Source organism: Promicromonospora thailandica (genome assembly GCF_024171955.1).
In the GTDB taxonomy this organism is placed as follows: Bacteria; Actinomycetota; Actinomycetes; order Actinomycetales; family Cellulomonadaceae; genus Promicromonospora; species Promicromonospora thailandica.
The window spans coordinates 224,620-235,727 of the sequence record NZ_JAMTCS010000002.1 but is presented as its reverse complement, the minus strand read 5'-3'; the positions used below and the strand labels follow the sequence as shown (position 1 = coordinate 235,727).

Sequence of the window (11,108 nt, the reverse complement as noted above, 5' to 3'; positions counted from 1 at the left end):
GGTCAGACCCGCGCCTCGGCCATGGCGCCGCGGCCGTACACGAACCAGCAGACGAAGGCCATCACGGCGTACACGCCGACGAAGAGCCAGAGCGCCGGGACGAGCGAGCCGCTCAGCGTGGTGGACAGCGCGAACCCGCGGGGGATGAGGAACCCGCCGAACGCGCCGATCGCCCCGGCGATGCCGATGCACCCCGCGGCGGCCTTCGCCGTACCGCCGCTGACCCGGAAGACCGCGGGGATCATGCGGTAGACCGAGCCGTTGCCCACGCCCGTGGCCACGAACAGCCCCAGGAACGAGCCGAAGAAGGCCGGGAAGCTCCCCGCGCCGAGGGCCCAGATCGCCCCGATCGCGCCCAGCGCCATGACGCCGAAGGCGGCGAGCGTGACGACCGTGCCGCCCACCCGGTCGGCGAGGATGCCGCCCAGGGGCCGGGCCACTGACCCGACGAGCGCGCCCAGGAACGCCAGGGGGAGGGCGACCTGCGGGAACTCGCTCGCGAGCAGCGTCGGGAAGGCTCCCGCGTAGCCGATGAACGAGCCGAACGTGCCGATGTAGATGAAGCTGATGATCCAGGTGTGCCGGTGGTGCACGGCCACGCCGAAGGAGCGCGGGTCGGCCTTGGCCGTGGAGAGGTTGTCCATCCAGCGCCAGGCCAGGAACGCCGCGAGCAGGATGAACGGGATGAACACGAGGCCGGCCCGGTCCAGCGCCACACCCGCACCCGTGACGATCACGAGCGGCACCGCGAGCTGCACGGCCGCCGTGCCGATGTTGCCGCCCGCGGCGTTCCAGCCCAGGGCCGCGCCCTTCTCCTTCTCCGGGAAGAAGAACGAGATGTTCGCCATCGACGAGGCGAAGTTGCCGCCGCCCAGGCCCGCGAGCGCCGCGGCCGCCAGCAGCACGGGGAACGGCGTGGTGGGGTCGGAGACGGTGAGGATCAGCGCGCCGGTGGGCAGGAGCAGGAGCAGCGCCGAGACGATGGTCCAGTTGCGCCCGCCGAACACCGGGACGGCGAAGGTGTAGGGGATGCGGAGGGTGGCGCCGACGAGGCTGGGCACGGAGATGAGCCAGAACATCTGGTCGACGGTGAGGTCGAAGCCCGCCGCGGGCAGCTGCGGCACGACGATCGACCACAGCGCCCATGCGCCGAAGCCCAGGAACTCGGCGAAGATCGACAGCACGAGGTTGCGCCGGGCGGTGCGGCGTCCGCCGTCCTCCCACAGGGTCTTGTCCTCGGGGTCCCAGTGGTCGATCCAGCGGCCCGTGCGGCGCTGGATCGCGGACCGGGGCGGGGCGGTGGTCTCGCTGGTGACCGGGGTCTGCTCGTCGCGTGTGGTCGGAGTGGACACGGTGTCCTCCCTGCATGGGCGTATGCCCGACGACGCCGGGCGCACCCGGTCCGGCAGGTCGCCGGGCCCGGGGCCGGCCCGACGTCGGACCGACGCTGACGAAACTAGGGAGGCGGTGTTTCATCGCCCGACAAAGAGCAGTTAATCGACCGTAAGGAAGAACGCACAGCACGCGGGCGCACCGTGTGAGGGCGCGGGCGGGCACCGACACGTGCCCCGGCGGGCCGGCGGCTGGCCTAGGGTCGGGGCATGGCGGGAGAGGTGCGGAGCGTCGAGGAGCACGTGGAGCGGGTGCTCGCGCTGGTCGCGCCGCTGACCGTGCGTCCGCGACCGGTCGCGGAGGCGCTCGGCGCCGTGGTCGCGCAGGACGTGCGCGCCGAGGTGTCCGTGCCGCCCTTCGACAGCGCCGCGATGGACGGGTACGCGGTGCGGTCGGTCGATCTGCCGGCCGACGGGACGCCGGTGACCCTGCCGGTGGCGGGCGACGTCGCCGCCGGGCCGGGCGCCGCGCGGGCGCTCCGCCCCGGGACGGCCGTACGGATCATGACCGGCGCGCCGATGCCGCCCGGAGCCGATGCCGTGGTCCCCGTGGAGCACACGTCGACCGGCCGCTTCGTCGCCGGGGCGGCCCGCGCCGAGGAATCGGTGGTGCTCGCCCGGCGGCCCCGGCCGCACGTCCGCTCCACGGGCGAGGACGTGCGCGAGGGAGACCTCCTCGCCCGGGCGGGGACCGAGGTGACGGCCGCCCTGGTGGGTGCGCTCGCGGCGTCCGGCACGGTGGACGTCCCGGTCCGACGGCGGCCGGTCGTCGCCGTCATCTCCACCGGGGCGGAGCTGGTGCCGGTCGGTGCGGCGCTGGGTGCCGGCCAGATCACCGACTCCAACGGGCCGATGCTCGCGGCGGCGGCCCGCGCGGCGGGGGCGGACGTCGTCCGCCTCGGGCCGGTGCCCGACGACCCGGAGGCGCTCCGGGCCGCGCTGGACGGGGCGCTGGACCGGGCGCTGGACCGGGCGCGGGGCCGGGCGCGGGGCCGGAGCGCGCACACGCCTGTGGACAACCCTGTGGACAACGTGGCGGTCGACCTCATCGTGACCGCGGGCGGGGTGTCGGCCGGGGCGGCCGACGTGGTGCGGGAGCTCCTGGCCGCTCAGCCGCCCGCGGTGTCGGAGGCCGACGTCGCCTCCGTCGCCATGTCACCCGGCCGGCCGCAGGCGCTGGCCCGGTGGCGCGGCGTCCCCTGGCTCGCGCTGCCGGGCAACCCGGTGGGGGCGTACGCGTCGTTCGAGCTGTTCGCGCGCCCGGCGATCGGCCGCCTGCGGGGCGCGATCCGCCCGGGGGACGACCGCCTCGCGGAGCTGGGTCGCTCTGCGTCGACACTGTCTACGCAGAGCAACATCCTCGATGGGGCACCGCTCCCGGCGGCCGCCGCGTGGTCCGGTGCGCCCGGTCGGCTCCTCGTCGTCCCGGTCCGGTTCGTCCCGCTGCCCGACGGCAGCGCCGCGGCCCCGGCTGGCCCGAGGGGCTCCGTCGGCGTCGTGCCGGCCGGGTCGCGCCACTCGCTGTCGGCGCTCGCCACGGCCGACGGCCTGGCGCTCGTGCCGCCCGACGTCGAGAAGGTGCGCGCGGGTGACCCGGTGCGGGTGCTGAGGCTGCGATGACGAGGCCGGCGGGGCCGCGACCGGTGGACCTGGCGTACGACGCCGTGGTGCTGGCCGGCGGCCGGGCGGCCCGGCTGGGCGGGGCGTCGAAGGCGGACCTCGTCGTCGACGGCACGGCACTCCTCGACCACGCGCTGGCGGCGGCGTGCCGGGCGCGCCGGGTCGTGGTCGTGGGACCGCCGGACCTGGCGGGCGCTCTCGAGCGGCCGCCGGCCGGGGCGGTGGTGCCGGGCGAGCGTGCGGCGGCGGGCCCCGGCGCGGGGGAACCCGCATCCGAGACGGGCGAGCCGCGCGTCCGGCTGACGCGCGAGGATCCGCCGTTCGGCGGCCCGGTCGCGGGCCTGGCCGCCGGGCTGCGCGCGCTCCCGGACCCGCGTGCGCCGTGGGTGCTGCTCCTCGCGGTGGACGTGCCGCGCGCGGCGCACGCCGTCGCCGCCCTGGAACGGGCGGTCGTCCATGATCCTGCCGACGGCGCCCACCTCGTGCGCGACGGCCGGGCCCAGTGGCTGGTGGGGCTGTACCGCCGCGCCGCGCTCGACGCCGCCCTCGACGGGACGGATCCGGACGGCGCCTCGATGAGACGGCTGGTCGGCGCGCTGCGCTGCACCGAGGTGCCCGACGAGGCAGGCTGGAGCGACGACATCGACACCCCGGCCGACGCCGCCCGCCTGGGCGCGCGTCCCGGCCGCTGAACCCACGGCACCCGAAGGGACACGAGATGGCAGAGCTGGACAGCTGGGTCGCGGCGCTGGAGAAGGAGCTGGGCCTGCCCGCGGGCACGGTCGACGTGCACGCGGTGCTCGACCTGGCCCGGGACGCGGCGCACGCCGTCGCCCGGCCGGCCGCACCCGTGACCACGTACGCCGTGGGCTACGCCGACGGGCTGGCGGCCGCGGGCGGCCTGGGCGCGGCCGCCAGCGGCGACCCGGACGCCGCCGACAAGGCGAGCGGGCTGGCCGGCCGCTGGGCCGCCGAGGCCCAGGGCTGACGACCCCGCCGGCCGTGTCGGTGGCTCCGCCTAGGGTGGGTCGCATGGCGGAGGAGGGGCTCGAGTTCGCGGTGATCCCGACGGCGATCGGGGAGTGCGCGCTGGTCTGGAACGCCGCCGGAGAGATCGTCGGGTCCACGCTGCCGCACGGCGGCGCCGACGAGGTCCGGCGCGCCGTCCGGAGCTGGTGCCCGGGCGCGGTCGAGGCCCCGCCCGCGCCGGTCGAGGCAGCGGCAGCGGCGCTTGCCCGGCTGCTGGCCGAGGGTGTGGGCACGCTCGCGGACGTGCCCGTGGACATGAGCGCCGTGCCCGACTTCGACCGGCGCGTGTACGAGGTCGTGCGCGCGATCCCGCCCGGCGAGACGCGCACGTACGGCGAGGTCGCCGCGGCCCTCGGTGCGCCCGGCGCCGCCCAGGCCGTGGGCCAGGCGATGGGCCGCAACCCCTTCCCACCGATCGTGCCCTGCCACCGGGTGCTCGCCGCGGGGCGCCGCGTCGGCGGGTTCTCGGCCCGCGGCGGCCCACGCACCAAGGTGCGCATGCTGGAGACCGAGGGGGTCTACCTGGAGCAGCCGACGCTCTTCGACCTGTGAGGTCCCGCGCCCCGTCCCGTAGACAACCTTTCCACCGTTCCGTACGTCTGAGTTTCGCCCTGTCCACAGCCGCTCAGGAGGAATGCATGCGCACACGAACCACCGTCCGCCGGTCCGCCGTCACGGGGACGCTGATCCTGGTGCTGGCCGGCACCGCCGCGGTGACACCGGCCGGAGCCGCGGCACCACCTCCCGGGCACGAGCCGCCGCGGGTGCCCACGTCGGTCGGGTACGGGGGCGCCGTCAGCTCCCTCGACCCGGTCGTGTCCGAGGTGGGGCTCACGGTCCTCCGCCGGGGTGGCAACGCCACCGACGCCGCGGTCGCGATGGCCGCCGCGATCGGCGTCACCGACCCGTACAGCGCGGGGATCGGGGGCGGCGGCTTCTTCGTCCACTACGACGCGGGCACGGGCGACGTCGAGACCATCGACGGCCGGGAGACCGCGCCGGCCGCGATCGAGCCCGACGCGTTCGTCGACCCCGCGACCGGCGAGCCGTACCCGTTCTTCCCGGACCTGGTGACCGGCGGCGTCAGCGTCGGCGTGCCCGGCACGGTGGCCACCTGGGACCGCGCCCTCGAACGCTGGGGCACGACCTCCCTGGCCGAGGCGCTCCGGCCCGCGACGCGCGTGGCCGAGCGCGGCTTCGTCGTCGACCAGCTCTTCCACGACCAGACCCTGGAGAACCAGGAGCGCTTCGAGGCGATCACCTCCACGAGCGACCTGTTCCTGCCGGGCGGCGCGGCGCCGGCGGTCGGGTCGGTCTTCCGCAACCCGGACCTCGCGGCCACCTACCGGCTGCTCGCCCGCACGGGCACGGACGCCTTCTACGAGGGTGCCCTCGCCCGGGAGATCGTCGACGCCGTCCAGGACCCGCCCGTGGCGGACGGCACCACGTTGCCCGTGCCGGCCGGGTCGATGACCACGGCGGACCTCGCCTCGTACGAGGTGGTCGACCGCGCACCGACCGTCTTCTCCTACCGCGGGTACGACGTCTACGGGATGGCGCCGCCGTCGTCGGGCGGCACGACCGTCGGCGAGACGCTGAACATCCTGGAGCAGGCCGACCTGACGGGCCTGGACGAGCCCGCCGTCCTGCACCACATGATCGAGGCGAGCGCGCTCGCCTTCGCGGACCGGGCCGCCTACCTGGGCGACGGCGACGTCGTGGACGTGCCCGTGGACGGGCTGCTCGACGACGTCTACGCCCGGGAACGGGCGTGCCTGCTCGATCCTGCCGCGGCGGCCCCGAAGCCGGTGGCGGCGGGCGACGCCCGGTCCTACGACGGCGAGTGCGGCACCCCTGCCGCGCCCGGCTCCGTGCCCCCGGACACCGAGAGCACGTCGACCACGAACCTGACGGCGGTCGACCGCTGGGGTGACGTGGTCGAGTACACCCTCACGATCGAGCAGATCGGCGGGTCCGGGATCGTCGTGCCGGGCCGCGGGTTCCTGCTGAACAACGAGCTCACCGACTTCAGCATCGAGTACGACGCCGACGACCCCAACCGGATCGAACCGGGCAAGCGGCCGCGCTCGTCGATGGCGCCGACGATCGTGCTCGCCGACGGGCGCCCCGTGCTCGCGCTCGGCTCCCCGGGCGGGTCGAACATCATCTCGACGGTGACCCAGATGCTGGTGCACCGGATCGACCTGGGCCGGCCGATCCAGGAGGCCATCGCCGCCCCGCGGGCGGCGCCCCAGAACTCCGCGACCGTCACGGCCGAGCCCGGCTTCATCGGCGCCTACGGCGCGGCGCTGGCCGGGTACGGGCACACCTTCGCGCCCGTGGCACCGGGGAAGGGGATCGGCGCGGCGACCGCCGTCGAGATCGGCCCGGGCGGGCGCCTGACGGCCGTGGCCGAGCCGACCCGGAACGGCGGCGGATCGGCCCTGGTGGTGCGGCCCGCCGGCCGCTGACGCGAGCGGGGCGGCCGCCGCGGCGGCCGCCCCGACGTGTGACGTTCACAACCAGGCGTGCCCGTATCTCATATGTGAGTTAGGGTCGTCACCGTGACTATCGCCAGCACCGAACGACCGCTGACCGGATCGATCCCCGCGGTGGATGCCGCGCAGGTAGGAGCCCTGGTCCGCAGCGCGCGTCAACACCGCGGCCTCACCCAGACCCAGCTCGCCGACCGCCTCAGCACGAGCCAGAGCGCAGTGCACCGCATCGAGCAGGGTGCGCAGAATCTCAGTCTTGAGATGATCGGCCGCATCAGCGCGGCGCTCGACTCCGAGCTCATCACGGTCGGCGCGCCCCGGCGCACCCACCTGCACATCGAGGGCGGGCACCAGCTCTCGGGCACGATCGAGGTGAACTCCTCCAAGAACGGCGCCGTCGCGCTCCTGTGCGCGTCGCTGCTCAACCACGGCCGCACCGTGCTGCGCAACGTGGCTCGCATCGTCGAGGTGGACCGCATCCTCGACGTGCTGCGTTCCATCGGCGTGAGCGCCACGTGGGCCCCGAACGGGCGCGACCTCGAGATCGTCCGTCCCGAGACGCTCGACCTGGCCTCGATCGACGTCGACGCCGCGGTGCGCACGCGGTCGATCATCATGTTCTTCGGCCCGCTGCTCGGCCGTGAGCCGAACTTCGAGCTCCCGTACGCGGGCGGCTGCGACCTCGGCACGCGGACCGTCGAGCCGCACATGATCGCGCTGCGCCCGTTCGGGCTCGACGTGGTCGCGACGGCAGGGCACTACCAGGCCACGGTCACGCCGGGTACCGGCGACCTGTCCATCGTGCTCACCGAGCGCGGCGACACCGTCACGGAGAACGCCCTGATGGCGGCGGCCGGCCGGGACGCGGTGACCACGATCCGCAACGCCAGCCCCAACTACATGGTCCAGGACCTGTGCTTCTACCTGGAGCTGCTGGGCGTGCGGATCGAGGGCATCGGCACCACCACGCTGCGCGTGCACGGCCGCTCCCGGTTCGAGACCGACGTCGAGTACACGGTCTCGGAGGACCCGGTCGAGGCGATGAGCCTGCTGACCGCCGGCATCGTGACGAGCTCGGAGATCACCGTCACGCGCGTGCCGATCGAGTTCATGGAGATCGAGCTCGCCACCCTCGCCGAGATGGGTCAGCGGTACACGCTCAGCCCGGAGTACCTGTCGCGCAACGGCCGCACGCGCCTGGTCGACGTCACCGTGCACCCGAGCGACCTGCGCGCCCCGATCGACAAGATCCACGCGATGCCGTTCCCCGGGCTGAACATCGACAACCTGCCGTTCTTCGCCGTCATCGCCGCGCGCGCCACGGGCACGACGCTCCTGCACGACTGGGTCTACGAGAACCGGGCCATCCACCTCACCGACCTCACGCGGCTCGGCGCGGACGTGCGGCTCATGGACCCCCACCGCCTGCAGATCACCGGCCCCACGCGCTGGCGCGGCGCCGAGGTGAGCTGCCCGCCGGCCCTGCGTCCGGCGGTCGTCATCCTGCTGGCGATGCTCGCGTCGACCGGCACCTCGGTGCTGCGCGACGTCGACATCATCGCCCGCGGCTACGAGCAGCTCGCCGAGCGCCTCATCGAGCTGGGCGCGCGGATCGAGACGTTCCGCGACTGATCCCGCCGGCCCCGACGTCGGGCCGCCACCACCTCCGGCCGGGGCTACCGCGCAGGTCGCCCCGGCCGGCGTGCGTCAGCGGACGACCGGTGGGCGAGCGACCCCCAGGTGCGAGACTGTGCACCGTGCCCGAGGTCTCCACCCACCCCCTGCTCGACGTGCTGCTCGCCGGCGGCGCGCGCGCCGAGCGGATGACGGCGTCACGCGTGCTCCCGGCGCGGACCGCCCGGCACGCCGACTGGCCGGACTGGGCCGACGCGACGGTGGTGCAGGGGTACCGGAAGCTCGGGGTCGAGCGGCCCTGGACGCACCAGGCGCTCGCCGCCGACCTCGTCCACCAGGGCCGGCACACCGCGCTGGCCACGTCCACCGGGTCGGGCAAGTCGCTGGCGTTCTGGCTGCCCGCGCTGTCCGACGTCCGGACCGCCGCTGCCTCGGCCACGCTCGACCCGGGCAACATCTCCTCGGCGCGTGCCCGGCCCACGACGCTCTATCTCAGCCCGACCAAGGCCCTGGCGGCCGACCAGCTCAGCGCCCTGGAGCGCCTCCTGGACGCGGCGGGCACCCGCGACGTGCGGGTCGCGACGTGCGACGGCGACACCTCACGGGAGCAGCGCACCTGGGTGCGGGACCACGCCGACGTCGTGCTGACCAACCCCGACTTCCTGCACTACTCGCTCCTGCCGAACCATCGGCGCTGGTCGCGGCTGCTCAAGGGGCTGCGCTACGTCGTGATCGACGAGGGGCACGCCTACCGCGGCGTCTTCGGCGCGCACGTCTCGCACGTGCTGCGCCGGCTCACGCGCCTCGTCGAGCGGTACGGGGGCAGCGCGCCCACGTTCGTCGTGGCCTCGGCGACGACGGCGGAGCCCGCAGCCGGTGCGGCCCGCCTCATCGGCGTCGCGCCGGACGACGTCACGGCCGTCACCCAGGACGCGTCCCCCTCGGGCCGCCGCACGGTGGTCCTCTGGCAGCCCCCGGAGATCGCCTCGTGGCGCCCGGCCCCCGTAGGAGACGCCGAGGTCGGCCCCTTGTCCCGAGATCGGTCCAGCGATGTGCCGATCTCGATGCAACGTGCCGACCTCACGGAACCCGACCCCTGGGCCGTGGGGTCCCAGGGGCCGGCAGATGATCCCGAGGTGGACGCTGTCGCCACCGAGGCGCCGCCCGAGCACCCGCGGCGGTCGGCGACCGCGGAGGTGGCCGACCTCCTCGCCGACCTCGCCGCGTCCGGCGCCCGGAGCCTGGCGTTCACGCGCTCGCGGCGCGGTGCGGAGTCGGTGGCCCAGCAGGCCCGCGACCACCTGCGGCACGCCCCGGACGCCGCCGGGCGGATCGCCGCCTACCGCGGGGGCTACCTGCCCGAGGAGCGCCGCGAGCTGGAGCAGGCGCTGCGCACCGGCGACCTGCTCGGGCTGGCGACGACCAACGCGCTCGAGCTGGGGGTCGACATCTCCGGGCTGGACGCCGTGCTCATCGCCGGCTGGCCGGGCACGCGGATGTCGCTGTGGCAGCAGGCAGGCCGCGCGGGGCGGGCCGGGGCGGACGGGCTGGTCGCGTTCGTCGCGCGCGAGGACCCGCTCGACACCTACCTGGTGACCCACCCCGAGGCCGTCTTCGACGCCCCGCTGGAGGCGACGGTGTTCGACCCGGCCAACCCGCACGTGCTCGCGCCGCACCTCTGCGCGGCGGCCCAGGAGGCACCCCTGCGGTCGGAGGACCTCGCGGCGTTCGGCGACCCGGCGCACGTGCGCGGCATCCTGGACGTGCTCGTCGCCCGGGGTGCGCTGCGCCGCCGCAGCTCGGGCTGGTACTGGACCCACCACCAGCCCGCCACCGGTCTGACCGACCTGCGCGGCGCCGGCGGCACGCCGGTGCGCGTGGTGGAGCACGGCACGGGACGCATGCTGGGCACTGTCGACGCGGCGTCGGCCGACGGCCAGGTGCACGACGGCGCGGTCTATGTGCACCAGGGCACCACCTACGTGGTGACGCACCTGGACCTGGCCGACCACACCGCCGTCGTGCAGCGACGCCGGCTCGACTACGGGACGTGGTCCCGGTCGGTCATGTCGGTCGCCATCGAGGGCTGGGACGACGACGAGCCGCGCGCCGAGGTCGACGACACCGGGCACGACCTCGTGACGCGGCAGTGGGGGCCGGTCACCTGGGGTCTGGGCCCCGTCGAGGTGACGTCCCAGGTGGTGAGCTACCAGCGCCGCCGCATCCCGGACATGCAGGTGCTCGGCACGGAACAGCTGGAGCTGCCCGAGCACACGCTCGGCACAGTGGCGGTGTGGTGGTCGGTGCCCGAGTTCGTGCTGCGCGCCGCCGACATCTCCGCCGAGCAGGCACCGGGCGCGCTGCATGCCGCCGAGCACGCGGCGATCGGCCTGCTGCCCCTGCTCGCGACCTGCGACCGCTGGGACCTCGGTGGCGTGTCGACGGAGCTGCACCCGGACACCGGGGAGGCGACCGTGTTCGTCTACGACGCCTACCCCGGCGGCGCGGGCTTCGCCGAGCGCGCCTACGATCTCGGGGCCACGTGGCTCCGCGCCACCCGGGACGCGATCGCCGCGTGCCCCTGCGCGGACGGCTGCCCGGCGTGCGTGCAGTCGCCCAAGTGCGGCTCGTACAACGCCCCGCTCGACAAGGACGCGGCGGTACGGCTCCTGGACGCCGTGCTCGCGCACGATCCCGGGGTCACGCACCCAGCCGCTTGAACGGGGTGGTCGAGAACACCACCTCGACCGCCACGTCGAAGTACTCCGCGATGCGCAGCGCGAGGTGCAGCGACGGGCTGTACTCACCGCGCTCCAGGTAGCCGACGGTCTGGTAGTGCACCCCGAGTGCCTCGGCCAGCTCGCGCCGTGAGACGCCGCGCTCGGCGCGCAGCATCGCTATGCGGTTGTGGACGACGTCGCTCTGTTCACCCACCGGC

9 protein-coding genes are annotated in these 11,108 nt (G+C 75.0%); 7 read left to right on the top strand and 2 right to left on the bottom strand.

All coding sequences use genetic code 11. The features are described 5' to 3' along the window. Window positions 1–2: 2 nt before the first annotated feature. Window positions 3–1,352, bottom strand: coding sequence for an MFS transporter (locus APR03_RS04230; protein WP_253833091.1), 1,350 nt, complete (start codon window positions 1,350–1,352; stop codon window positions 3–5). A gap of 249 nt (window positions 1,353–1,601) precedes the next feature. On the opposite strand from APR03_RS04230, the gene APR03_RS04225 reads away from it, so the two are divergent. The 7 genes from APR03_RS04225 (at window position 1,602) to sftH (ending at window position 10,890) form a co-directional block, all read left to right on the top strand. Then, window positions 1,602–3,011, top strand: a complete 1,410-nt coding sequence (locus APR03_RS04225; RefSeq protein WP_253833089.1) for a molybdopterin molybdotransferase MoeA — start codon at window positions 1,602–1,604, stop codon at window positions 3,009–3,011. Continuing rightward, on the top strand, window positions 3,008–3,703 hold the full coding sequence (gene mobA / locus APR03_RS04220) for a molybdenum cofactor guanylyltransferase (RefSeq protein ID WP_253833087.1): 696 nt from the start codon (window positions 3,008–3,010) through the stop codon (window positions 3,701–3,703). The genes APR03_RS04225 and mobA overlap by 4 nt, the downstream gene beginning before the upstream one ends. A 26-nt stretch (window positions 3,704–3,729) precedes the next feature. Then, window positions 3,730–3,999 (top strand): DUF6457 domain-containing protein, encoded by a 270-nt coding sequence (locus APR03_RS04215; protein ID WP_253833085.1) that lies wholly within the window; start codon window positions 3,730–3,732, stop codon window positions 3,997–3,999. A 44-nt stretch (window positions 4,000–4,043) separates the two neighbouring features. After that, window positions 4,044–4,592, top strand: a complete 549-nt coding sequence (locus APR03_RS04210) for a methylated-DNA--[protein]-cysteine S-methyltransferase (protein ID WP_253833083.1) — start codon at window positions 4,044–4,046, stop codon at window positions 4,590–4,592. Between the two features lie 86 nt (window positions 4,593–4,678). Continuing rightward, window positions 4,679–6,511 (top strand): gamma-glutamyltransferase, encoded by a 1,833-nt coding sequence (ggt, locus tag APR03_RS04205; RefSeq protein ID WP_253833081.1) that lies wholly within the window; start codon window positions 4,679–4,681, stop codon window positions 6,509–6,511. A gap of 99 nt (window positions 6,512–6,610) precedes the next feature. Then, a complete protein-coding gene (locus tag APR03_RS04200; RefSeq protein WP_372494765.1) occupies window positions 6,611–8,167 on the top strand; it encodes a UDP-N-acetylglucosamine 1-carboxyvinyltransferase in 1,557 nt (518 codons plus the stop codon). Between the two features lie 191 nt (window positions 8,168–8,358). Next, window positions 8,359–10,890 carry a DEAD/DEAH box helicase gene (gene sftH, locus APR03_RS04195; protein WP_253833458.1) on the top strand — a complete coding sequence of 844 codons (2,532 nt, stop codon included), beginning with the start codon at window positions 8,359–8,361 and terminating at the stop codon, window positions 10,888–10,890. On the opposite strand, the gene APR03_RS04190 is transcribed toward sftH, so the two are convergent. Next, entirely contained in the window at window positions 10,871–11,104 is a 234-nt protein-coding gene (locus APR03_RS04190) for a helix-turn-helix transcriptional regulator (RefSeq protein ID WP_253833078.1), read from the bottom strand. The genes sftH and APR03_RS04190 overlap by 20 nt on opposite strands. Window positions 11,105–11,108 lie beyond the last annotated feature (4 nt).

Excerpts from the sequence above, each read along its gene's own strand:
- APR03_RS04225 (WP_253833089.1), top strand. The coding sequence starts at position 1,602 with ATGGCGGGAGAGGTGCGGAGCGTCGAGGAGCACGTGGAGCGGGTGCTC.
- mobA (WP_253833087.1), top strand. The coding sequence starts at position 3,008 with ATGACGAGGCCGGCGGGGCCGCGACCGGTGGACCTGGCGTACGACGCC.
- APR03_RS04215 (WP_253833085.1), top strand. The coding sequence starts at position 3,730 with ATGGCAGAGCTGGACAGCTGGGTCGCGGCGCTGGAGAAGGAGCTGGGC.
- APR03_RS04210 (WP_253833083.1), top strand. The coding sequence starts at position 4,044 with ATGGCGGAGGAGGGGCTCGAGTTCGCGGTGATCCCGACGGCGATCGGG.
- ggt (WP_253833081.1), top strand. The coding sequence starts at position 4,679 with ATGCGCACACGAACCACCGTCCGCCGGTCCGCCGTCACGGGGACGCTG.
- sftH (WP_253833458.1), top strand. The coding sequence starts at position 8,359 with ATGACGGCGTCACGCGTGCTCCCGGCGCGGACCGCCCGGCACGCCGAC.